22 protein-coding genes are annotated in these 24072 nt (G+C 57.4%); 17 read left to right on the top strand and 5 right to left on the bottom strand.

What is annotated here, in order from left to right:
• Window positions 1-63 precede the first annotated feature (63 nt).
• Both ahpC and pqqA read right to left on the bottom strand, forming a co-directional pair.
• Window positions 64-633 (bottom strand): alkyl hydroperoxide reductase subunit C, encoded by a 570-nt coding sequence (ahpC, locus tag A7976_RS05240; protein ID WP_067108127.1) that lies wholly within the window; start codon window positions 631-633, stop codon window positions 64-66.
• 208 nt (window positions 634-841) lie between these two features.
• Window positions 842-913, bottom strand: coding sequence for a pyrroloquinoline quinone precursor peptide PqqA (pqqA, locus tag A7976_RS15430; protein WP_082878026.1), 72 nt, complete (start codon window positions 911-913; stop codon window positions 842-844).
• A 218-nt stretch (window positions 914-1131) separates the two neighbouring features.
• Here pqqA and A7976_RS05245 point away from each other — a divergent pair, with 218 nt between their 5' ends.
• The gene (locus tag A7976_RS05245; RefSeq protein WP_067108130.1) at window positions 1132-2331 is read left to right on the top strand and encodes a cyclopropane-fatty-acyl-phospholipid synthase family protein; all 1200 of its coding nucleotides are present in this window, start codon (window positions 1132-1134) and stop codon (window positions 2329-2331) included.
• 76 nt (window positions 2332-2407) lie between these two features.
• Here A7976_RS05245 and A7976_RS05250 read toward each other — a convergent pair whose 3' ends face one another.
• Both A7976_RS05250 and A7976_RS05255 read right to left on the bottom strand, forming a co-directional pair.
• Window positions 2408-2935 (bottom strand): hypothetical protein, encoded by a 528-nt coding sequence (locus tag A7976_RS05250; RefSeq protein ID WP_067108133.1) that lies wholly within the window; start codon window positions 2933-2935, stop codon window positions 2408-2410.
• 320 nt (window positions 2936-3255) lie between these two features.
• On the bottom strand, window positions 3256-5088 hold the full coding sequence (locus A7976_RS05255; RefSeq protein ID WP_082878027.1) for a methanol/ethanol family PQQ-dependent dehydrogenase: 1833 nt from the start codon (window positions 5086-5088) through the stop codon (window positions 3256-3258).
• Between the two features lie 347 nt (window positions 5089-5435).
• On the opposite strand from A7976_RS05255, the gene A7976_RS05260 reads away from it, so the two are divergent.
• The 14 genes from A7976_RS05260 to A7976_RS05330 all read left to right on the top strand — a co-directional run bounded on the left by A7976_RS05260 (window position 5436) and on the right by A7976_RS05330 (window position 19002).
• Window positions 5436-7328 (top strand): sigma-54-dependent Fis family transcriptional regulator, encoded by a 1893-nt coding sequence (locus A7976_RS05260; protein WP_067108137.1) that lies wholly within the window; start codon window positions 5436-5438, stop codon window positions 7326-7328.
• Window positions 7329-7547: 219 nt separating this feature from the next.
• Entirely contained in the window at window positions 7548-7736 is a 189-nt protein-coding gene (gene hemP / locus A7976_RS15395; RefSeq protein ID WP_067109108.1) for a hemin uptake protein HemP, read from the top strand.
• Window positions 7737-7862: 126 nt separating this feature from the next.
• Complete coding sequence (locus tag A7976_RS05270) at window positions 7863-8099, top strand: hypothetical protein (protein WP_067108139.1); 237 nt, start codon at window positions 7863-7865, stop codon at window positions 8097-8099.
• Window positions 8089-8889 carry an energy transducer TonB gene (locus tag A7976_RS05275; RefSeq protein ID WP_067108141.1) on the top strand — a complete coding sequence of 267 codons (801 nt, stop codon included), beginning with the start codon at window positions 8089-8091 and terminating at the stop codon, window positions 8887-8889. Before A7976_RS05270 ends, A7976_RS05275 begins: the two co-directional genes overlap by 11 nt.
• Window positions 8890-9212: 323 nt before the next feature.
• Entirely contained in the window at window positions 9213-9890 is a 678-nt protein-coding gene (locus tag A7976_RS05285; RefSeq protein ID WP_240483808.1) for a MotA/TolQ/ExbB proton channel family protein, read from the top strand.
• On the top strand, window positions 9890-10312 hold the full coding sequence (locus A7976_RS05290; RefSeq protein ID WP_067109111.1) for a biopolymer transporter ExbD: 423 nt from the start codon (window positions 9890-9892) through the stop codon (window positions 10310-10312). Before A7976_RS05285 ends, A7976_RS05290 begins: the two co-directional genes overlap by 1 nt.
• Before the next feature lie 240 nt (window positions 10313-10552).
• Window positions 10553-12718 carry a TonB-dependent siderophore receptor gene (locus A7976_RS05295; protein ID WP_082878004.1) on the top strand — a complete coding sequence of 722 codons (2166 nt, stop codon included), beginning with the start codon at window positions 10553-10555 and terminating at the stop codon, window positions 12716-12718.
• Between the two features lie 11 nt (window positions 12719-12729).
• Window positions 12730-13380: a hypothetical protein gene (locus A7976_RS05300; protein ID WP_067108161.1), complete on the top strand. Its 651-nt coding sequence runs from the start codon at window positions 12730-12732 to the stop codon at window positions 13378-13380.
• A complete protein-coding gene (locus tag A7976_RS05305; RefSeq protein WP_067108173.1) occupies window positions 13380-14027 on the top strand; it encodes a PepSY-associated TM helix domain-containing protein in 648 nt (215 codons plus the stop codon). The genes A7976_RS05300 and A7976_RS05305 overlap by 1 nt, the downstream gene beginning before the upstream one ends.
• Window positions 14028-14305: 278 nt before the next feature.
• Window positions 14306-14569, top strand: a complete 264-nt coding sequence (locus tag A7976_RS05310) for a hypothetical protein (protein ID WP_067108175.1) — start codon at window positions 14306-14308, stop codon at window positions 14567-14569.
• Between the two features lie 25 nt (window positions 14570-14594).
• Window positions 14595-15212: a 30S ribosomal protein S4 gene (rpsD, locus tag A7976_RS05315; RefSeq protein ID WP_067108177.1), complete on the top strand. Its 618-nt coding sequence runs from the start codon at window positions 14595-14597 to the stop codon at window positions 15210-15212.
• Between the two features lie 156 nt (window positions 15213-15368).
• Window positions 15369-15737 (top strand): hypothetical protein, encoded by a 369-nt coding sequence (locus tag A7976_RS05320; RefSeq protein ID WP_067108179.1) that lies wholly within the window; start codon window positions 15369-15371, stop codon window positions 15735-15737.
• Between the two features lie 77 nt (window positions 15738-15814).
• Window positions 15815-18295, top strand: a complete 2481-nt coding sequence (locus A7976_RS05325; RefSeq protein WP_067108181.1) for a glycogen/starch/alpha-glucan phosphorylase — start codon at window positions 15815-15817, stop codon at window positions 18293-18295.
• A 23-nt stretch (window positions 18296-18318) separates the two neighbouring features.
• Window positions 18319-19002: a DUF4197 domain-containing protein gene (locus A7976_RS05330; protein ID WP_067108191.1), complete on the top strand. Its 684-nt coding sequence runs from the start codon at window positions 18319-18321 to the stop codon at window positions 19000-19002.
• On the opposite strand, the gene A7976_RS05335 is transcribed toward A7976_RS05330, so the two are convergent.
• A complete protein-coding gene (locus A7976_RS05335; protein ID WP_067108203.1) occupies window positions 19003-19215 on the bottom strand; it encodes a hypothetical protein in 213 nt (70 codons plus the stop codon). It lies immediately after the preceding gene.
• Window positions 19216-19708: 493 nt separating this feature from the next.
• Here A7976_RS05335 and A7976_RS05345 point away from each other — a divergent pair, with 493 nt between their 5' ends.
• Together A7976_RS05345 and purL are read left to right on the top strand one after the other, a co-directional pair.
• Window positions 19709-20032 (top strand): hypothetical protein, encoded by a 324-nt coding sequence (locus A7976_RS05345; protein WP_067108207.1) that lies wholly within the window; start codon window positions 19709-19711, stop codon window positions 20030-20032.
• A gap of 132 nt (window positions 20033-20164) precedes the next feature.
• A complete protein-coding gene (gene purL / locus A7976_RS05350) occupies window positions 20165-24061 on the top strand; it encodes a phosphoribosylformylglycinamidine synthase (protein ID WP_067108218.1) in 3897 nt (1298 codons plus the stop codon).
• Window positions 24062-24072 lie beyond the last annotated feature (11 nt).

A 24072-nucleotide genomic window follows, 5' to 3' on the forward strand; every position in this document is an offset into this window, starting at 1 on the left:
CTCTCTATTTGAATTCGGGTAAAACCGCCCGGGCACCAAGCCCGGGCGTCATGCGTGTGATGCTTAGATCTTGCCGACCAGGTCCAGGGAGGGAGCCAGGGTCGCTTCGCCTTCCTTCCACTTTGCCGGGCAGACTTCGCCCGGGTGGCTGGCAACGTACTGTGCGGCCTTGACCTTGCGCAGCAGTTCGGATGCATCGCGGCCGATACCGCCAGCGTTGATCTCGATGATCTGGATCTTGCCTTGCGGATCGATCACGAAAGTGCCGCGTTCAGCGAGGCCGGCTTCTTCGATCATCACGCCGAAGTTGCGGCTGATGATGCCGGTCGGGTCGCCCACCATCGGGAAGTTGATCTTCTTGATGGTGTCGGAAGTGTCATGCCAGGCCTTGTGGGTAAAGTGGGTGTCGGTGGAAATCGAATACACTTCCACGCCCATCTTTTGCAGTTCGGCGTAGTTGTCGGCCAGGTCGCCCAGCTCGGTCGGGCAGACGAAAGTGAAGTCGGCCGGGTAGAAGAACACCACGGACCACTTGCCTTTCAGATCCGTTTCGGAAACGTCGACGAATTTGCCGTTGTGGAACGCGGTTGCCTTGAAAGGCAGGACTTCGGTGTTGATCAGGGATGTTGCCATTGTGTTTTCTCCTAGTTGGATTGTTGAACTGCGATGAAGTGCATTCTAGGGAGGGGATATAAATAGTACAAATTGATTGTTGTTATTGCATTGATAATAAAAATCTATCATTCGGACGTGGCATACCCTACAAACAAAAACGGCAGCCGAAGCTGCCGTTTTTGATTCCGGCTACCACATCGTGGTTACCGGTTAATGCAAGCGCAAATTAGCGGTTGCAAACGTACATCGTAACTTCAAAGCCGAAACGCATTTCGGTAGCTTGGGGCTTGGTCCACATAATAATCTCCTTAGGTTTGAGTTAAGTGCTTACAGTCGCCGGAATCCCGGCTTCTGTGAAGCGTACTATACCCAGCTACAGGATGTGTGCATTCGGGGTAGTCATGAAATGCACCTCATGATTTTAATGAACCGCCTTGGCTGAATTCCCAGGCACCTGATATTGTCTTAGTATAATCAACAAGTTCCGATTCGCTGTTTCGACACGAGGGAAGTGCGATGCTCAAGAACGTTTTGCTCAGGCAACTCGGCGAGAAGCTGAGTGACTTGCCGCTGGCAGTGCATCTCTGGAGCGGGGAAGTGATGGCCGCGCCCGAGCCGATGGTGCACATTCATGCTTCCGATCCCCGTGCGTTGCGCGTACTGGCCAACCCCAGTCTGGGCGGGCTGGCGCGTGCATACGTCGAAGGCTGGATCGATCTGCATGGCAATGCTCGCGATATCCTCGAACTTGGCCGCACCCTGTGCAAGGCGGATGCACCCGTTCGCCACAGCAACGGTTCCGATTGGCGCTGGTGGCGCCATACTCGCGCCAGCGACCGCCGCAACATTACTTACCATTACGACGTTTCCAATGAATTCTACGGGCTGTGGCTGGACCGCAACCGCGTTTATTCCTGTGCCTATTTCGAGGATGCCGACTGCAACCTGGATCTCGCCCAGGAGAAAAAGCTCGATCTCATCTGCCGCAAGCTGATGCTCAAGCCCGGCGAGCGCCTGCTGGATATCGGTTGCGGCTGGGGTGGATTCATCCTGCACGCGGCGGAAAAATATGGCGTGCAGGCAACGGGCATCACGCTCTCCGACAACCAGCGCGATTACGTGAACGAGGAAATCCGGCGTCGCGGCCTGGAGGGGAGGGTAGAGGTGCGGTTAATGGATTATCGCGATGTGCCGGAGAGTCCCCCATACGACAAGATCGCCAGTGTCGGCATGTTCGAACACGTGGGCCGGCGCAACCTGGCGGCGTATTTTGCCAAGATATACAGGCTGCTGCGCCCGGGCGGACTGGTGATGAATCATGGAATCACCTCCACGGCGGTCGAGGCGCATGGCCTGGGCAGTGGCATTGCGGAGTTTGTCGACGAATATGTCTTTCCAGGTGGTGAATTGACGCATGTCTCCAACGTGATGCAGGAGATGGCCGCAGCCGGCCTGGAACCGCTGGATGCCGAGAATCTGCGGCCGCATTACGCGCGCACGCTATGGAGTTGGGTAGAACGTCTGGAGTCGCGGCAGAACGAAGCGCTGGCGATGATAGGCGAGCACAAATACCGCATCTGGCGCATTTACATGGCCGGTTCGGCGTACGCCTTCGAGCACAACTGGATGGCGCTGTTTCAGATACTGGGTGGCCGTCCCCACAAGGGCGGGACGCAGGATTACCCTTTCAACCGGCGGCATGTCTACAGCGTCTGATCGACGGCAAATCTTTGCAATAGCCAAGAGGGAGGAACCGTTCTCTTTGCCTCAAGCGTATCTTTCGACAGTAGCCTTACTCGAATTTATAAGTCATCTGGTGTTCGATATCCATCCCGCTCCAGCCTTGCCCTGATGCGCTGGGCAGGATGAGGCAGTTGAAGGGTTCCTTGCCGGTGATGCCTTTGTATTTGCCCGAGCCGTTGGTGATGGTATGGGTGCCGCAGCCGAATCGCGGCAGTGCGCCGACAAGTTCGCGGGTATCAAAGATCGTGAAAATCCGGTCGCCGTCCTTGTCGGTCATGGTGCAGCCGCCGTTCATGTATTGTGCCTTGCCGGAGTCGATCTTGATCGCGACACAATGGGCGATCATCTTGTCCATGAGGGGTTTCCCCTCCATGTTGGCTGTCGTTCCTACCATTTCCAGCGCAACGGCTTTGCCCAGCTTGTCGACATCAATGGTATTGATCGGTTTCATGACATAGTGGATGACATAATTGACTGTGCCCTGCCTGGGCAATTCGGCGCTCATTGCAACGCCAGTCCACAGCATCATGGTGGTTGACGCGCACAGGAAAAGGCCGGAAATTCGATTTGCTTTCATGATGTGTTCCCTTCTTCAAAAAGTAGCGCCTGTAAATTTTTGGACGAACCTCCCGGGCAATCCGGGGACGCAAGCACGCGTGCGAACACATGAAACGAAGCAATATCCGGTGCTTTTAGCTATCCCCGATTAATTGTTGACTTGTTTAGTATGGTATTCCGCGAGGGAGCTTTATTCAATAGGGGGTTTACTGAGGCTGACGCAGGGGAGAGCAACTGGATGCTGCACAAAAAAATGCCCCTCCATGGCAAAGAGAGGGGCGAGGATCGCGAAATTACAACAACCCGCGCCCGGCGTTGATCCGGGCGCGATCGGGAGGATTACAGACTGAACACGTTCATTGCGCCGCCGCCAGGAGCCGCGTTGAACTTGACCAGCTCCTTATAGCCGCCGGCAGCACCGAGGCCGTCGGTATCGTTGGTCATGCCCAGATTCATTGCCACGCCGGCCCAGCCGCCGATGCCGGAGAGTACGCCGACATACTGCTTGCCCTTGTGGCTGTACGTGATCGCATTGCCGACGACGCCGGAGCCGACCTGGAATTTCCACAGTTCCTTGCCGGTGCGTGCGTCCAGCGCCTTGAACCAGCGGTCCAGCGTGCCATAGAACACCAGATTGGTGGAGGTGGCCAATACGCCGCCCCAGGCGGAGAATTTTTCCTTGTTGTACCAGACCGACTTGCCCTTGAGGCCATCCCAGGCCATGAAGCCGCCCATCACGCCTTCGGGGCCGGCGAACATGGTCAGCGTCGACCCTACCCACGGCTGGCCGGCAACGTATTTGGATTCGACCGGTTCATACGTCATGCACACATGGTTGAGCGGAACGTAAAACAGACCGGTCTTGGGCGAGAAGGCCGCCGGCTGCTCATCCTTGACGCCCAGCGCGGAAGGGCAGATGCCTTGCGCGTTGTAGTCCTGATGGGTGGAGAACTTGGGATCCTTGTTCGGTACGCCGGACTTGAGGTCGATGGAAGTCGCCCAATTGACGAACGGACGCATTTTTTCGGCGACCAGCAGGGTGCCGTTGGTGCGGTCGAAGGTGTAGGCGAAACCGTTGCGGTCGAAGTGCGAAGCGAGCTTCTTGCCTTTGGCATCCCACAGGATGACTTCGTTCATGCCGTCGTAATCCCACTCGTCATGCGGCGTCATCTGGTAACCCCAGCGTGCCATGCCGGTGTCCACGTCACGCGCGAAGATGGTCATCGACCACTTGTTGTCGCCGGGGCGCACGTCAGGGTTCCAGGTGCCGGGGTTTCCGCTGCCGTAGTACAGCAGGTTGAGCGCCGGGTCGTAGGAATACCAGCCCCAGGTTGCACCGCCGCCATTCTGCCAGCCGTCCTTGCGTGCCTGCGGCTTGAGCCAGGTTTTGACGCCGAGTTCGCTTTCCGGATACTTCAGTTGTTGCTTGGTCAATGCCTTGAAGGAGCCGCCCTGTTTGTTGCCGCCATTCACGTCTTCATACAAGGAAAGCGCGCTGTAATGCGGGTTTTCCTTGTTGAAATCCTTGCCGATCAGCACTTCGCTATCCGGGCCGGTGCTGTAAGCGCGCCAAGCCAGCTTGCCGTCCTTGATATTGTAGGCGGAGAGGTAGCAGCGGACGCCGTATTCGCCGCCGGAGCAGCCTGTAATGACCTTGTCTTTGACGATATGCGGCGCATTGGTGGTGGAAGCGCCTTCCTGCGTGTTCACGACAGCCACATCCCAGACTTTTTCGCCGGACTTGGCGTCGAGCGCGACCAGCATGCCGTCATTCTGCTGCAGGAATATCTTGCCATCGCCGTAGCCCAGGCCGCGGCTGACGTTATCGCAGCACAGCAGCGCCTGCACCGCCGGATCCTGCTTGGGGAAGTAAGCCCACTTGATCTTCTGGTTGTCGTTCAGATCCAGCGCGTAGACGTTGTTCGGGAAAGCGGTATGAATGTACATGGTGTCGCCGACCACCAGCGGCGCGCCTTCATGGCCACGGTTGACACCGGTGGCGAACGTCCAGGCCAGCTTCAGAGATTTGACGTTGCTCTGGTTGATCTGATTGAGGCGGCTATAGCCGGTATTGGCAAAATCCTTGCGGGGATGCGCCCATTGGGCGTCGTCCTGCATGAGCTTCGTCAGCTCGTCGCTCGCGAATGCCGGCAGGCTGAGCAGGCCGAGCATGGTGGTACCGAGAGCCAGTTTCAACGGTTGAAATTTCACGCTAATTCTCCAAAGACTAGTTTTATTGGTTAGAGCCAAGCTCTAAATCAGATTCGCTTGTCGTGATATCAGCGATTGCCGTATCATCGACACAACTCATCTACGCAACTGGCGTGCCAGAATGCCGAGATGCAGCAAGCGCATTGAGGAAGGCGTTGTCCTGCAAGGCTTCGTCGCCAATTGTCGAGTGCGTTCGAATAAAAATAATCGGGGAATGAAAAATTCCCCCGTTGTCACGGAAATGCACAGGTGTCACCTGCGGGTGGCACAGATTACCAAGGTTGAAACAGCCCCAGAGGACCCCGTTCATGCAAGATGATACGCAAGCAGTTTTGCGCGCCAGGCAGGAATTTTTTTCTGCCGGACGTGTGCGGCAAGGAGCCGTCGCCGAGGCGATTGAACGCTCCTGGCGGCGCTGCCTGGACAGTGGCCTCGAGACCTCTTCTCCCGTCGTCAATGAGCTGATTACCCATGACGAACTGGCGCGTAAATGCGAAAAGAACGAGCTGCTGCTATCCCATGCCCGCCCGGAAATGGCGACGCTGAACGAGCAGATTTCGCATACGCGCAGCATGGTGATCCTGACCGACGACGAGGGCCTGATACTGCACAGCCTGGGCGACGATAATTTCCTCAGCGCAGCACAACGCATCGCACTCAGCCCCGGATGCTCCTGGCATGAGGATCAGCGCGGGACGAATGCCATCGGCACGGCGCTGGTCGATAAAGCCCCGATGACGGTGCAGGGCGCCGAGCATTACATGGAGCGCCATCATATTCTCAGCTGTTCGGCGGTGCCTATTTTCGGCGCGGCCAATGAGCTGGTCGGCACGCTGGACGTTTCCAACGACTACCTGATGCCGCAGCAGCACACCCTGGCCCTGGTCAAGATGGCGGCGCAAATGATCGAAAACCGGTTGTTCCGTGCCAGTTGCAAGGGCGAGTTCGCGCTGCATTTCCATGCCCGTCCGGAATTCATAGGCACGTTGTGGGAGGGCATCGCGGTATTTTCCGGCGACGGCACGCTGATGGCCCTGAATCGCAGCGGGCAATTCCAGCTTGAGCTGGCCGGCCCGGCGCGCGGCATTCCCTTCGATAGCCTGTTCGACATGCCGCTGAACGCGACCCTTGCGCGTGGCGCATCGGCCGAGCAGTTGATCTTCCCGCTGCGACTTGCCAACGGCGCGCGCCTGTTTGCGCGTCTGGAGATTTCGCCGGAGCGGAGTTCCGCCGCCGCTCGCGCCGAATTATCGGCACGACCCAAGCGCACTTCCGCCGCGAATTTTGACATGCTGGACAGTGGCGACCCGCGTGTCGCCCGCGCCATTGCGCAGGTAAAAATGGTGCTGCAGCAAGGTATTCCCATTCTTATCGAAGGCGAAACCGGCGTCGGCAAGGAGCTCTTTGCGCGCGCCATTCACGATGCCTCATCGCGCAGCCACGGCCCCTGGGTGGCGGTGAATTGCGCCGCCTTGCCGGAAGGCCTGATCGAGTCCGAGCTGTTCGGTTATGAGGAGGGCGCATTCACCGGCGCGCGCCGCCGGGGCAGCCCAGGCAAACTGGAGCAGGCGCACGGCGGGACGTTATTTCTGGACGAAATCGGGGATATGCCGCTGGCATTGCAGGCCCGGCTGCTGCGCGTATTGCAGGAACGCAGCGTCACTCCGCTAGGCGGCAGCAAGGCCAAGGCACTGGATTTTTCGCTGGTCAGCGCCACCAACCAGAAACTGCGCGAGAAGGTCGAAAGCGGCGAGTTCCGTAGCGATCTCTATTACCGTCTGAACGGCCTGTCGGTGACGTTGCCTCCGCTCAGGCAGCGCACGGATTTATCCGCGCTGCTGGATATGCTGCTGCAGATCGAGCACGCGGAGCATGCGGAATTCACGCCCGAGGTCATGGAGCTTTTCCGCTCGCATCCCTGGCCGGGCAATATCCGCCAGTTGCACAATGTGGTGCGGACGGCACTCGCACTGGCTTCCGGCAAGCCGGTCACCGAATTGCACCTGACGCAGGATTTCCTTGACGACCTGGAACGGTTTGCCGAAACGGAGCCGGAAGGGGCCACCCTTGACGACCTCGCCGGCGAGGCCATACGCGCCGCATTGCGCTGTCATGAAGGCAATGTCTCCGCCGCCGCCCGCCAACTCGGCATCAGCCGCAATACGATGTATCGCCGCATGAAGGCGCTGGGGTTGGTTTAAAGTTTTTAATCCGTTTTTTGTCGGTTGGCACTCCTTCCTTGATCTGAGTTGGATGTGGATAAGACCAAGTCCCCGTCCGAGGGATACGTGCGTTATCACCCCATGGCTTCATGGCGCCGGGCATTCCTGAGGCTTACCCTGTAGATATCCCAAAGTAATGTCGGCGGGGAGTTGCGCGGCGTGTTGACACTGGTGTTAAGAATCATTATCATTTGCAACATGATTAAGCCTTCCGACAAATCCATCGTCTTTGCATCCGAATCCCGGACCGGCGATGTTGCGTCCGCCCGCAAGCGTATCAGCAGCAAAGACTTGTTCGGATCGCTGCGTGAATTGGTGATCGAGCATGTCGGCGAAGAGTACCGGCTGCGCATCACCAGCCAGGGCAAGCTTATTCTGACCAAGTAAACCAGAACAACATTAACCCGGTCACGGGTGCAAGCCAGTCAGGTGCGCCATCAGCGCGGCGGCGGTAAGCAGCATGGAATCGCTCCGGCAGGCAGTACAGGGAGTTGGGTTGATAAAAGGGTATTCATGAGTGCAAGCAAGCCATGCAACAAGACGGTGTTGGCCGGCGAAAGCGGCTGCAGGGTGGTCTATTGTCACGATTGCCGTGTTGCGGAACTCGAAGTTGGCTCCGTGAGCTTGCGGCTCAAGGATGATGCCTTCCGCAATCTTTCAAGCCTGATCGCGACCGCTGTCGCGAACCTCGACAAGGCATCCCTGCGCGATGGCGGGTTTTACGGGCAGGATGGATATCATGTCCACTAACGCGGCCGTATCTTCAGGGGCCAATGTGGTTATGCCCGATGAAAGCATGGCGCGCCTGGCGGCCATGCCTGATCTTCCCGGTATCCAATTGCCGCGCATCGCACCCAAATCGCTGCTCGTGGTAATTGCACTGCATGCCGCAGTCATCGCTGTGCTGGCAAGTTACCGCACGGAGGTTCCCGAGCCGCCGCGTCCCGTCATGGTCAGCCTGATTACGCCCGAGCCGGCACCGGAAGCTCCCAAGCCGGAAATCACACCGCCCAAGCCGCTGCCTGCGACGCCCAAACCAGTCAAGAAAAAAACCGAACCCAAGCCCGTGAAGAAACCGGAGCCGGTCGTGCAACCCGAACCGCAACTGGTATCCAAGGCTCCCGAGAATGTTCCTGCGCCCTCGGTTGAGCCGCTGGCACCCACTCCGCCCGCGCCTGCGCCTGAAATTGCACCGCCGCCGCAGCCTGAGGTGGCCCAAGCGGCTCCTCCCGCGCCAGCGGAAGAAGATCCTCCCGTCGATCCGCCGCGCTTCAATGCCGATTATCTCGATAACCCCGCTCCAGGATACCCATCGCTATCCAGGCGCATGGGTGAAGAAGGGCGTGTCCTGCTGCGCGTGCACGTTGCAGCGGGCGGAACCGCCAAGTCGGTGGTATTGCACAAGTCCAGCGGCTACGACCGTCTGGACCAGGTGGCTCTCAATACCGTTCGGAAGTGGAAATTCGTACCTGCACGTCAAGGCGACAAGCCCGTGGATGCGTGGGTCATCGTACCGATTCAATTTAGCTTAAAGGGGTAAGACCCTATTTCAGTTGAAAACGAATGATGCGTTTGAATACAAAAGAGATGGATGCAAGGCGCGAGACGCAGCGAATGGTTATTCCATTCGCAAGTTTCGCAACGCCGCAGACGCTCTTTTGTATTCAAACCCTCCGGGATGGCCATGCATTGCGCGCATGGCGTTGTTACTCGCCGCTTGTTTGGATGGCCAAACCGCGCGGCTCTTGCCTGGCCCTGCGCGCAATGCATGGCCGGCGCACAGTCGTTTTCAACTGAAATAGGGTCTATATGCAACAGACATTGGGGTTCGCAAATTTTTTACAGACAGTCGACGGTGTCGGCATGTTTCTGCTGGTCGCGCTGGCGCTATCTTCGATCGCCACGTGGTATCTGATCGTCACCAAGACGATTGCCAACTGGCGCATGCGTCGCCATGCCAAGAGTTTTCTGGCGGCATTCTGGGAAGCACCCAATCTTGACGTCGTGGCCGAACGCCTCAACGACGGCATGCCGCGCGATCCGTTCTCGCACCTGGCGCATCATGGTTTTCGCGCGATTGCACAGCACGGTTCCAAAACCGGCCAACGCATGATCGAAGCCGGCTCGCAGGAGGAATTCCTCACCCGCTCGCTGCGTCGCGCGATCGAGCAGGACACCGCCCGCCTCGAATCCGGCCTGACGGTGTTGGCGTCTGTGGGTTCCAGTGCGCCTTTCATCGGCCTCTTCGGCACGGTATGGGGCGTGTATCACGCGCTAGTCGGCATCGGCATGAGCGGCCAGAGCACGCTGGACAAGGTCGCCGGGCCGGTGGGCGAGGCGCTGATCATGACCGCGCTCGGCCTGGCCGTCGCGATTCCGGCAGTGCTGGCATACAACTTCTTCACGCGCTCGAATCGCATTGTTCTGTCTGAACTGGATTCTTTCGCGCATGACCTGTTCGCCTTCATGTCTACCGGTACGCGCATGGCGGAACCGGCAGCCGAAGGCAAGGTGACGCCGATTTCCAAGCGGAGCGCATGATGGCATTCGGCGGATTTTCGAAAAGCCAGACCACGCAGCCGATGGCGGAAATCAACATGATTCCGCTGATCGACGTGATGCTGGTATTGCTGGTGATCTTCATCATTACCGCACCGATGTTGACGCACGCGGTCAAGGTCGAACTGCCGAAAGCCAGTTCGACGCCCGAAGAGCAGAAGCCGGAAGTGATCCGGCTGACCATCGACGCAGCCGGTATGGTCTACTGGAATGACCAGAAACTTGAAAAGTCCGATTGGCAAATGCGCATGGCAGAAGCCGCAAAGGCGCCGACCCAGCCAGAGCTGCGCATTCGTGCGGATGGAGGCAGTGCGTATCGCAATGTCGCTGTCGTGATGTCCGATGCCGCTTCGGCAGGCCTGACCAAGATCGGTTTCGTCACCGACCCGAACGACAACCGTTAATCTCTAAATCTCCTTTTTTAATTACGGCAGGGTGCATTTTGCAACCTGCCGTAATTACACATCTCGCGTTATCTCGCTGAAAGTGAAATGCGCCTTACAAAAAGTTGCAAATAATAACTATTCTCATTAATATTCCGTTTGGAAGTTACTCATAAAGCATATCTAATCAATTCGCCAGCCAGCCCTATTTAATTCAGAGGCAAGCCAGCCAGTAAAAAAATACACTTATTGGGAGTTTGCATGAATTACGGAACTGGATTGCGGCCGTCTATCGCCGCAGTAATGATGGCTATTGCCGCCTGGCCTGCCTTCTCGGCGGAAACTCAAACAACGAACGATAATTCGGCCCCGGTGGCTGAGGCCGTGCTGCCCGATGTGAGCGTCGAGGCCTCTACCGAAGCGGAAAACCGCTACCAGCCGCTGACTACCAAGACCGCAGCCAAGATCGAAGCCGAATTGCGTGACATTCCGCAGACGGTCAATGTCATTCCGGAAGCGCTGTTCCAGGACCAGGGTGCTCGCTCGCTCAACGACGTGCTGCGCAACGTGCCGGGCGTTGGCTTTAGCAACGGCGATGGCCAGCGCGACCAGGTCACTATTCGCGGTTTTTCCGCGATTGCGGACCAGTTCATCGATGGTGTGCGCGACGATGCGCTCTATTTTCGCGAACTGGCAAATATCGAACAGGTCGAGGTGCTCAAGGGCCCGGCTTCCGTGCTTTACGGTCGCGGCTCCTCCGGCGGCCTGATCAACCGCATTACCAAGAAGCCTACCGATAAAGCCTTCACGGACGTGACTACCACTGTGGGTTCCTGGAACATGAAGCGCGTGGAACTGGATACCAACCAGCCACTGGGAGAAGCGGTGAGTTTCCGCCTCAACGCGGCGCTGGAAGATTCGGACAGCTTCCGCGACCAGGGTTTCACCGAGCGCAACTTCATCGCGCCTTCGCTGCAATTCGATATTTCCGAGAAGACCAAGCTGTTGCTTCAGGTGGAGAGCCTTGAAGACAAGCGCGTGACCGACTTCGGCGTGCCGGCGATCAACGGCCGTCCGGTCAATGTGGATCCGAGCACCTATTACGGCTCCAGTGACGCGCGCCACGACGACTATACCGAGAGCGACGTGCTGTCCGGTGCGGCTACGCTCGAGCATGAGTTCGACAACGGCTGGAAGCTCAAGAACACTTTCCGCGCCTATGATTACGACCTCAACCGCAACAACACCGTGGTCCAGTCCGTTAAAACCAATACTTTGACCGTCTCGCGCCGTCATAGCTTCATCGACCGCCAGGAACATGGCTATTTCAACCAGACTGATCTCAGCACCAATGTAGATTGGCTGGGTATGAAGCACGCGTTACTGTTCGGCATGGAGTTGGGCTATCAAGACAAGGATGCGCAGTCTGGCGATTTCAGTCCTTTTCCTCCCGATGTTAGCCTTTTTGATCCGCAGCCTTTCAACAATTTAGGCACTACGCGCACTGCGGCGGTCAGGACGAGTTCGCTGAGCCAAACGGCCGGTTTCTACGTGCAGGATTTGGTTACCCTGAGCCCCGAATGGAAAGCGCTGGTTGGTGTGCGTCACGACCGCTTCGACCAGATAACTGATAACTTGATCAGTGGCGCGCGGTTGAGCCGCACTGATAACGAATACAGCCCGCGTGCCGGCTTGGTATATCAACCGACGCCGTGGGCCAGCTTGTATGCTTCGTACACGAAGTCGTTCCAGCCCTCGCAAGAAACCTTTGCGCTGGCGGCCAACAATACCGAGATTGCGCCAGAAGAAACGACCAATTATGAAGTTGGCACCAAGCTGGATTTCCTGGGCGGCAATCTTTCTACGATGATCTCGCTGTTCCGCTTGGAACGCACCGAGATTAAGTCTACCGATCCGGTGACAAACAGGGTAATTCCTGTTGGTGAGCAGCGTACTGATGGTCTGGAATTGTCGGTAAGCGGCCGTCCGGCGCACGGCTGGGATGTCACCGCCGGCTACGCTTTCCTGGATGCTGAAATCACTGATTCTCCCAGCAGGATGAATGTGCCGATCAGCCCGACCGGTGCCAATATCAAGGTCGCCCTTGAAGGCAACACCCCCAGCCTCACGCCGCGCCATAGCGCCAATCTGTGGGTCACGCGCCGCTTCGACAACGGCTTCGGCATCGGCGGCGGTATGGTGCTCATGGGCGAGCAGTACGCTTCGCCGAGCAATGTCGTGAAGCTGTCGGGCTATGCACGCGCCGACATGACCGCGTTCTACGAAACCAAGAAATACGAGGTGCGGCTGCTGGTGAACAACATCTTCGATCGCGAATATTTCGTGTCAGCCCACGGTGGTGTCGATATCGACAATACTCCGGGCGCCCCGCGCAATGCGCAGCTGTCCCTCAAGCTCAAGTTCTAGGAGTAACAAACATGAAAAAACTCATGATGGCCTTGTTCTTGTCGGGTATGACGACTGCCATGCCGGCAAAGGCGCATTACCTGTGGATCGAGCCGGTGGGTGAGGAAGCCCACCTGTGCTTCGGCGAATACGAAAACGCGCTGCGTGAAAAGTCCGGCGGAAGGCTGGATACGATTGCCATGCCCGAGGTCCAGACCAACGACGACAAACACGCAACTGTTGCGTTGCAGCGCAAGGCCGATTACCTGGCGCTCGCCGCAAAGGCCGGTCAGCCGTTGATTGCGCAGGAAATCACGATGAAAGTGAAGGACCTGCGTAAAAACAACATCGGCATCGTCAAGCCGATGTATTACTCGCGCTTCGCTGCGGCTGATGCCGAAGGCGCATCCGCGTTGGCGCTCGACATCCAGCCGCTGGGCAAGGGCCGGGTGCGCGTCAGCCTTCATGGCAAACCGCTGGCCAAGGCCAAGCTGAATGTGTTCGCCCCCAACCAGTGGCTGCGCGAATATGAGACCGATGCGCAGGGCGAAACCACGGTTGAAACGCCGTGGCCGGGGCTGTATGTGCTGGAAGTCGTCCACGTCGAAGCGACCAAGGGCGAATACCAGGGCGATGCCTACGAAGGCATACGTCACGTCGGAACCCTGAGCCTGAGGCGCTGATGGCGGCAGCATCGACGACTTCGGCGCATGTCAGCCGGGCCAAGGTTTTGCGCTGGCTGCGTCGCGTGCATGGCTGGCTGGGGTTGTGGGGCGCGGTGTTGGGTCTGCTGTTCGGCGTGACCGGTTTTTTGCTCAATCATCGTGCCGTGATGAAAATTCCGGCGCTCAAAATGGAGCAAAGCCAGTTTGAAGTAGCCATGCCGGCCAACGCCCCAAAAAACGCGCAGGAATTTGCGCATCTGATGCAGCGCGAGTTCGAACTCAAGCAGCCTGCTTACAAGGTGCATGACGAGCCTTCACGGCCGGTTGCCTGGGGCGATAAAAAGCTTGCCCAGCCCGCGCAGTGGAAAGCGGAATTTCATCTGCCGCACTATTCCCTTAGCGCAGAATACTGGGTGGGCAATCAGTTTGTCAGCGTGAAGCGGCAGGACGTCAACGCCTGGGGCTTCCTGATGCGCATGCACAAGGGCACGGGCATGAACGCCGGCTGGATTCTGCTGGTTGATTCCTTGGCCGGAGCCATGCTGGTGCTGTCGATTACCGGCGTGCTGCTGTGGACCAAGATGCGCGGATCGCGCCTGGCGTTGGCCGGACTGGTCGGTACATCCTTGGGGTTGACGGTGTTATTTACATTGCAATCGCTTTAAACATAAGGCCGCATCGAGCGGCCGCTTCAAAAATACGCTAGCCAGCTCAAGCCAGCCAGCCGATAGATAGCTTGATCGGAGGGTTGGCATGAAAATGCGCAATGCAGGATTTGGTATTGGCGTTAGCCGCGCTATCGGGAGACGAAGTTGCGAACGAAGTGGCATGAAAAAAGAGCGAACGATGCAGACGCAAGCTTGTCACTTTTAATTCCCGGATAGCAAAAATCCGATAGCTATCGCAAGAGCCCGCTGAAACAGGCTCTAGAAAGGATTACAGCATGAAACAGAAATCTCCCGAATGGCTGCCTCTCTCCCAGCATGGAGACTGGACGGTCGAATATTGCCTGGAAGAACGTACCGTGCGCTTGCGACTGGGTGAAGCCAGTCTGTACATGGATCGCGATGCCTATCTGCTGCTGTGGGCAACGCTGACGGAAGGGCTGGATGCCATGGAACTGGCGGAGGACGAAGCCAACCGCATTACCGGTCTTCTGCTGGATGCGGGGCCATTACCTCGCAACTGGTCCCAAACACGACACTAATCAACACAATCAAGGAGATATCCATATGTCACGTTATACCGGCCCCCGGCTGAGAGTGATGCGCGCGCTCGGCGTCGAATTGCCGGGCCTGTCGCGCAAAAGTACCGAAAACCGTCCCAATCCGCCGGGCCAGCATGGTGCGTCGGCAGCCCGCCGACGCAAGTCGGACTACGGCGTCGCACTGATCGAAAAGCAGAAGCTGCGCTACAACTACGGCGTCAACGAGCGCCAGCTGCGTCGCCTGATGGTGGATGCGCGTCACACGCACGGTTCTTCCGGTGCCATTCTGCTGCAATTGCTGGAATCCCGCCTCGATAACGTCGTGTTCCGTGCCGGACTGGCCCCAACGCTGATCGCCGCGCGCCAACTGGTCAATCACCGCCATTTCATGTTGAACGGCCGCATCGTCAATATTCCATCGATGCGTTTGCGCGTCGGCGACGAAATCCAGCTGCGCGAGCGCTCGCGCAATATTCCCATGGTGGTCGAAACCATGGCCGAGCCTGCGCTGACGCGACCGGAGTGGTTGAGCTGGGACGACAAGAAGCTGAGTGCCAAGATCACTCGCCTGCCGGAAGCGGACGAGGTGCCGTTCCCCATCGATATCCAACTGGTGGTGCAGTACTACGCAATGCTCGTTTAATCATTGGTAATCAATCACGATACCTGTGGTCGGCCAACCATCGGGGTTGCAGTCAAGAGTGACGCCGAGCTGCGTGCTCTCGTGGAAGCTGCCGATTGGCAGCTTTCATTTTTAGGTTTACATTAATCACTAATGTGACAATCTGAGGAGTGAATAATGAACCAGAAAATGCTTGAGCACCTCGGAGAGCATGCGGATAAGTATCCTACGAATCTGGAGCAGAAATATCCGCATGTATTTCATAAGCTTGTGGAGTTCTGGGGCACCACTGACATGCGACCCTATTTCGATGAACTGATCATGAGCAACCGTCCGAACCGGCTCGGCTTCCCGCCCGAGACCGTGACTGAAATCTGGGCGCTCAGCAAGCTTTATTCAACTTTGCATCCCGAACATGAGCCGCCTGAAAGCATCTCGGCATTCGGCGATATCTGGAACGTGGATGTCGACGCGGCCCGCGATAGCTGGAAGCAACAGCAGGCTGGTGAAAAACAGACATCTGCCGAGAAAAAGTCCGACACCTGAGGTCCTGGCCGCCGCTTTCTCGCAGGGGAAGTGGCGATTTGTTAAACTGCTGGTATTCTTGAACAGGAGCCAGCAGCATGGCCACTCCTCGCAAAACCGCATCTCCCCGCCAGTTCTCCTTGAATTCCGAAGAACACTCCATCGATAACTCACTGGCGAATCACCTGATTTATACCAGCGGCCGGCACGCCGAAGCTGCAACTACGCGCGATTGGTATGAAACCACCGCCCACACCGTGCGCGATCACCTGATCGAGCGCTGGGTGGAAACCGTTGAAAACTACTACGACAAGGATCCGAAGCGGGTTTATTACCTCTCGCTGGAGTTCCTGATCGGCCGCATGCTTTCCAACGCCGCCCTCAATCTCGGCATCGACGGTCAGGTGCGCGAGGGTTTGCACGCGCTGGGCCAGACCATGGAAGCCGTCTCCGATATGGAAACCGACGCTGCGCTCGGCAACGGCGGCCTTGGGCGGCTGGCAGCATGTTTTCTCGATTCGATGGCAACCCTCGATTTGCCCGGTATGGGCTACGGTATCCGCTATGAGTACGGCATGTTCAACCAGCATATCGAAAACGGTCAGCAGGTCGAACATCCGGACAACTGGCTGCGGTACGGCAACCCTTGGGAATTCCAGCGCCCGGAGCGCTTGTACCCGGTCAAGTTCTATGGACACGTCGTCGAATTCCCGGCGCAGGACGGCTCGGTCGAGCAGCATTGGGTCGATTGCGAAACCGTAATGGCGATGGCTTACGACATGCCGGTGCCAGGCTACAACACCGAAACCGTCAATAATCTGCGTCTCTGGTCGGCCAAGGCGACGCGGGAGTTCAATCTCGATTCCTTCAACGCCGGCGATTACGTCGGCGCGGTGGAAGACAAGACCAGCACCGAAAATCTCTCCAAGGTGCTGTACCCCAACGATACTTCGGTGATGGGTCGTGAATTGCGCTTGCGCCAGCAATATTTTTTCGTGTCCGCTTCCATCCAGGACATCCTGCATCGCTTTACCCATGAGCATGATTCCAGTTGGGAGTTGCTGCCGGAAAAGGTCGCCATCCAGCTCAATGACACGCATCCGGCCATCGCCGTCGCGGAAATGATGCACGCGCTGGTGGATGTTTACCGTTTGAAATGGGATCGTGCCTGGAGCCTGACTACGCGCGTCTTTGCCTACACCAACCACACGCTGATGCCGGAAGCGCTGGAAACCTGGCCGGTCGATATGTTCGAGCGCGTGCTGCCCCGTCATCTCGACATCATCTACAAGATCAATCACTATTTCCTGCATGATGTGAATCATCGTTTTCCGGGCGATACCGAACTGCTGAAACGCGTGTCCATCATTGACGAAGACCACGGACGCCGCGTGCGCATGGCACATCTGGCGGTGGTCGGCAGCCACACTGTCAACGGCGTCGCGGCGATTCATAGCGATCTTCTGAAAACTACGCTGTTCGCGGATTTCAACCGCATATTTCCCGGCAAGATCATCAACGTCACCAACGGCATCACGCCGCGGCGCTGGCTCAACCAGTGCAATCCGGGGTTGACCGAACTGATTGCCTCGCGCATCGGCAGCGGCTTCATCAAGGATCTCTCGCAAATCGAAAAACTCGCACCGTTTGCTGAAGATGCCCGATTCCGCAAGGAGTTCATGCAGATCAAACAGGCCAACAAACAGCGTTTGGTCGAGCGCATCCACCATCGCCTTGGTATGCGGATCGATCCGGAGTCGATGTTCGACGTGCAGGTGAAGCGCATACACGAATACAAGCGCCAGCTGCTTAACGTACTGCACGTGATCACGCTGTACAACCGCATCCGCTCGGGCAAGACCGAAGGCATGACGCCACGTACCGTGATCTTTGCCGGCAAGGCAGCGCCGGGCTACCGCATGGCCAAGCTCATTATCCGCCTGATTCTCGATGTGGCCGGCATGGTCAATCGCGATCCGGCCATCAACGGCTTGCTCAAGGTGATTTTCCTGCCGAATTACGATGTGTCGTCAGCGGAGCGCATCTTCCCCGCCAGCGATCTTTCCGAGCAGATTTCCACTGCCGGTACCGAAGCCTCGGGTACCGGCAACATGAAAATGGCGCTCAATGGCGCGCTCACCATAGGCACGCTGGATGGGGCCAATATCGAAATCCGCGAAGAAGTGGGCGAAGACAATATCTTCATTTTCGGCCTGACCACGCAGCAGGTCGCCGAGCTGCGCATGCGCGGCTATAACCCGTGGGAATACTACAACGCCAACGCGGAATTGAAACAGGCGCTCGACATGATCGCCGAAGGATACTTCTCAGTGGAGGAGCCCGAGCGTTACAAACCGATCTACGAAACCCTGACCTGGAACGGCGATTACTACCTGCTGCTTGCCGACTACGCCAGCTACGTGAAAACGCAGGAAGACGTGGGCGCCCTGTACCGCGACAAGGACGAATGGGCGCGCCGTGCCATCCTCAATGTGGCGCGCGTGGGCAAGTTCTCCAGCGACCGCACCATCCGCGAATACGCGCAAAAGGTGTGGGGCGTGGAGCCGGTGGCGCGGTAAATCATTTACTTCAGGAGAGAGTCATGAAAACGCTTGCTGCTGTTTTTGCATTATTTCTTTTCATCGGGCAGGCGAGCGCAGTTGAGTTGGCCGATCTCAGCAACAAGGAAGCCACCGGGGGCTTAAAGGATGCGCTGATTCAGGCGTCCGGCGCTGCTGTCGGCAAACTCGGCGTCACCGACGGTTTTTTCAAGAATCCCAAGGTCAAGATTCCCTTGCCAGATTCGCTCAAAAAAGCCGAAAAAGCGATGCGTTTCTTCGGCATGGGCAAGCAGGCTGACGAACTGGTGCTGCGCATGAACCGCGCCGCCGAAGCCGCCGTGCCCGAAGCCAAGGTGTTGCTGGTCGATGCCGTCAAGAAAATGAGCGTGCAGGACGCCAAGGATATTCTTACCGGCGGTGATGACGCCGCGACGCAGTATTTCAAGAAGATGACAGCCACTCCATTGACGGCCAAGTTCCTGCCGAAGGTCAAGGAAGCCACGCAGGATGTGCAGCTTGCCCAGCAATACAACAAATTCGCCGAAACCGGCATGCAGTACGGGCTGGTAAAAAAAGATCAGGCGAATCTGGAACAGTACGTCACGCAGAAAACCCTGGATGGGCTTTACCTGATGATGGCGGAAGAAGAAAAAGCCATCCGCAAGGACCCGCTAGGCGCCTCCACGAATCTCATCAAGAAGGTATTCGGCGCGCTCGGCCAGTAATTACTTCACATACCAGTCGATGCTGACGATGTGATTGACATTTACCAGCATCCGACCCTTCTTGTCCGGGTTGTTGGATAAGCCGATCCTGATGAAATTGGCATCAATGTTTTCCACATTGCCCGACATGCGGAACGACTCGCCGTTAGTCAGGCGTATCGTCGCTTCCGCGCCGGAAATTTCCTTGTTCAGTTCGCTTGCGAAATCAGACATGATTGTTCCTTGAAGTGATCGGGCGGAATGCCTGAGTAGGGGGTATGTTAACTGATTGGTATGTGAGCCGAGTATGGCTATGCAGGAAATGAAGCAGAGTTAATTGTTATGACTCCGACCCCATTGTTTCAATTTTTTCAAAACTTGCCCTATTCGCCTTGAGTTACTCAATGGGATATTGGATTGGCGAAATGGTTTATTACAAAAGAATTACCATCAGGTTTGGTGATGAAGAAAATCTGAGCATGCGGGTTTTTATTGTGGGATGCCTTATATTTATAGTATTTAATTTGCTAAAAGAAATGGCTCTCAAGCGATACTATGATTCCACGCTGGTTGCAACCGTGAGTTTGCTGTTGGACGTATTTGCCGCTTTTGGCATTTGGTGGTCGTTGACCCAATACTGGAAAAACCTTCTAGCCCGACGCAATATTTCCTTCTAGTCTGCGCAAGCTTATAAAATCAATGTTATTCATATTTCTGAGGGTGAAGAATGGGTGAGTTTTTAACATTGGTTCTGGGAGCATCCACTATCCTTGGTGGAGTTGCAGCCATCGCGGCTATTCATGACAAATGGTTTAAGAAAGCGCCGTGGGAGGAAAGGGAAAAGGAAATTAACAATACTTGGTGGGAATCCTCGAACTTGAAAAAACAATATAGTGAAAAAGGCATTAAGGAATTTTCCTGGTCAAACGCTGATAAATTGGTTGAGAGACTTGTAGAAGGTAAATGTATAGTTTATGAAGTCGATGAGGAAAACCGTATTCGATACAAACTTATCAACAAAAGTGGTCAAGTTTTGATTTGTGCACCGTGATCTCTTCGAAAAAATCTATTTGTGTTTGAGATTGAGTATGTTCCACAGATTAGAGTCCAACCTCAATCAAGCCCTGAGGCTAACTGCCCACTTTCTGCTAAAATTCATCCTTTTACGTACGCCTGAATCCTCATGCTCCGTCTCCGTGGTAGTGCCGCCCTTTCCCCGTTTCGTCTCGATAAAATCCTGGCCGCGCTGAAAAGCGCCGCACCACGGGTTTCGCATCTTTATGCCGAGTTCTGGCACTTTGCCTGGAGCGATGGCGAGCTATCTTCCGCGCAGCAGGAAACCTTGCAGAAAATCCTGACCTACGGCCCCAAGATGGCGGAAGAGACGCCGTCTGGCGAATTGTTCCTAGTGGTTCCGCGTCCCGGCACGATTTCGCCGTGGTCTTCGCGTGCAACGGATATTGCGCGGCATTGCGGTCTGGAGTCCATGCAGCGTCTGGAGCGCGGCATTGCCTATTATGCGGCGACGGCTGACGGCAGTCCGCTGACGGATGATGAAAAGCGTGCGTTGAAGGCGCAAATTCACGACCGCATGACGGAAGCGGTGTTCGGCAACCTGGATGATGCGGAAAAGCTGTATCACGAGGCGCAGCCGGCGCCCTTGTCCACGGTGGATATCCTCGGCGGCGGCAAGGCGGCGCTGGTCGCGGCCAATGCCGATATGGGGCTGGCGCTATCGCTCGATGAAATTGACTATCTGGTCGAGAACTTCACCCGCATCGGCCGCAATCCGACCGACGTCGAGCTGATGATGTTCGCGCAGGCCAATTCCGAGCACTGCCGCCACAAGATTTTCAATGCGGACTGGGTGATCGACGGCGTGGTGCAGGCGCAATCGTTGTTCGGCATGATCCGCAACACGCACAAGCTCAACCCCGGCAAGACCGTGGTGGCCTATTCGGACAACGCATCCATTGTGCAAGGCGAGAAGACCAAGCGTTTCTATCCGCAGGCCGACGGCCGCTATGGCTATATTGAGGAAGACATGCACTTCCTGATGAAAGTCGAAACGCATAACCACCCGACGGCGATTTCGCCGTTTGCGGGTGCCGCGACCGGTGCCGGTGGCGAAATCCGCGACGAGGGCGCGACCGGCTGTGGCTCCAAGCCCAAGGCGGGCCTGGCTGGATTTTCGGTTTCCAACCTGAACATCCCGAATTTCCAGCAGCCCTGGGAAAACGATTACGGCAAGCCAGGCCGCATCGCCTCCGCGTTGCAGATCATGATCGATGGCCCTTTGGGTGGTGCTGCCTACAACAATGAATTCGGCCGGCCCAATATCGCCGGGTATTTCCGCACCCTGGAAATCGAATCCGTGGGCCCAGATAACACCAAGGAAGTGCGCGGTTACCACAAGCCCATCATGCTGGCGGGCGGCGTGGGCAATATTTCCGCCAAGCATTCCATGAAGCATCCGATCCCGGCCGGCGCCGCGCTGATTCAACTCGGCGGCCCCGCGATGCTGATCGGCCTCGGCGGCGGCGCGGCGTCCAGCATGGATACCGGCGCCAATACCGAAAACCTGGATTTCGACTCCGTGCAGCGCGGCAACCCGGAACTGGAGCGCCGCGCACAGGAAGTGATCGACCGCTGCTGGCAGCTGGGCGATGATAATCCCATCCTGGCGATCCACGACGTGGGCGCGGGCGGACTTTCCAATGCCTTCCCGGAGCTGGTTAACGACGCCGAGCGCGGCGCGCATTTTCACCTGCGCGACATTCAGAACGAAGAGCCGGGCATGAGCCCGCGCGAGTTGTGGTGCAACGAGTCGCAGGAGCGCTACGTGCTGGCGGTCGCCAAGGCCGATCTGGCGCGTTTTGCCGAAATCTGCGAGCGCGAGCGCTGTCCTTACACTGTCGTGGGCGAGGCGACCGAAGAGCGCCATTTGACCGTCGAAGACAGCCATTTCGACAACAAGCCGGTGGACATGGATCTTTCCGTGCTGCTCGGCAAGCCGCCCAAGATGACGCGCGACGTGAAGCACCAGCCGCGCAGCTTGCCTGCATTCGACACGACCAGCCTGGATTTGGAGGAAGCCGCGCATCGCGTGCTGCGCCTGCCAGGCGTGGCCGACAAGACTTTCCTGATCACCATTGGCGACCGTACCGTGACCGGCTTGATCGCGCGCGATCAGATGGTCGGCCCGTGGCAGGTGCCGGTGGCCGACGTGGCGGTGACGCTGGCGGGTTATGAAACCTATACCGGCGAAGCGTTTGCCATCGGCGAAAAAGCCCCGCTGGCGCTGATCGATGCGCCTGCTTCCGGCCGCATGGCGATCGGCGAATCCCTGACCAACATTGCCGCGGCACTTATCGCCGATATTTCCGAACTCAAGCTTTCCGCCAACTGGATGGCTCCGGCCGGGCATCCTGGCGAAGACGCTGCGCTGTACGACACCGTGAAGGCCGTCGGCATGGAACTGTGCCCGCAGCTTGGCATCAGCATTCCGGTCGGCAAGGATTCGATGTCGATGAAGACGGTGTGGGATGAAAAGGGCGAGAAAAAGGCTGTCACCGCCCCGATTTCGTTGGTGGTGTCCGCGTTCGCGCCGGTGACCGACGCACGCAAGACGCTGACGCCGCAACTGCGCACCGATCTCGGCGATACGCAGCTGATCGCGATCGACCTCGGGCAGGGCAAGAACCGCATGGGCGGTTCCGCGCTGGCGCAGGTATACGGCGCGACCGGCAACGTCGCGCCGGATGTGAACGATGCCGCATTGCTGAAAAACTTTTTCACTGCGATCCAGCAGCTCAACGCCGACGGCAAGCTGCTGGCCTATCACGACCGCTCCGACGGCGGCCTGTTCGTGTCGCTGGTGGAAATGGCGTTTGCCGGCCACTGCGGTTTGAATGTCGACCTCGGCAAGCTGCCGGGGCATGTGACCGATATCCTGTTCAACGAAGAGCTGGGCGCCGTGATCCAGGTGCGTGTCACCGATGCTGCCGACGTGCTGGCGCAACTCAATGCGCTGCTGCCGAAGTGCGTGCACATGCTGGGCCGTGTGACTGACGATACCACGCTGGCCTTCACCTGCAACGGCATGCCGCTGCTGGAGCAGTCGCGCGTCGAACTGCATCGCATCTGGTCCAGCACCACCTTCCATATGCAATCCATGCGCGACAACCCGGTCTGCGCGCAGCAGGAACACGACCGCATCCTGGACGTGGCTGACTCCGGTCTGCATGCGCAACTTACGTTTGATCTGAGCGACAACGTTGCCGCGCCGTACATCGGTACCGGCAAACGTCCGAAGATGGCGATCCTGCGCGAGCAGGGCGTCAACGGCCAGGTGGAAATGGCCGCCGCTTTCGACCGCGCCGGTTTCGAGGCGACGGACGTGCATATGAGCGACGTCATTTCCGGCCGCGTATCGCTGAAGGACTTCAACGGTCTCGTGGCCTGCGGCGGTTTCTCCTACGGCGACGTGCTGGGTGCGGGGGAGGGTTGGGCCAAGTCCATCCTGTTCAATCCGCGTGCCCGCGACGAGTTTTCAGCCTTCTTCCAGCGTGGCGACAGTTTCGCGCTGGGCGTATGCAACGGCTGCCAGATGATGAGCAACCTGCATTCCATCATCCCGGGCGCCGAGCATTGGCCGCATTTCGTGCGCAACAAGTCCGAGCAGTTCGAGGCGCGTGTTGCGATGGTGGAAATCATGGACTCGCCGTCGCTGTTTTTCTCCGGCATGGCCGGTAGCCGCATGCCGATTGCCGTGGCTCATGGCGAAGGCTTTGCGGAATTTTCTTCGACGACCGCGGTCGAAAAGGCGCTAGCTGATAAACTGGTCAGCGTGCGTTTTGTCGATAACCACGGGCGGCCGACGGAAACCTATCCGTTCAACCCCAACGGTTCGCCGCAAGGCATTACCGGCCTGACCACGCGCGATGGGCGTTTCAGCATCATGATGCCGCACCCGGAACGGGTCTTCCGTACCGTGCAGCATTCGTGGCATCCTGAGGGTTGGGGTGAGGATGGCCCGTGGTTGCGGATGTTCCGCAATGCACGGAAGTTTGCAGGATAATTTTTATAATT

This window comes from Methylobacillus sp. MM3, assembly GCF_001645185.1.
Taxonomy (GTDB): domain Bacteria; phylum Pseudomonadota; class Gammaproteobacteria; order Burkholderiales; family Methylophilaceae; genus MM2.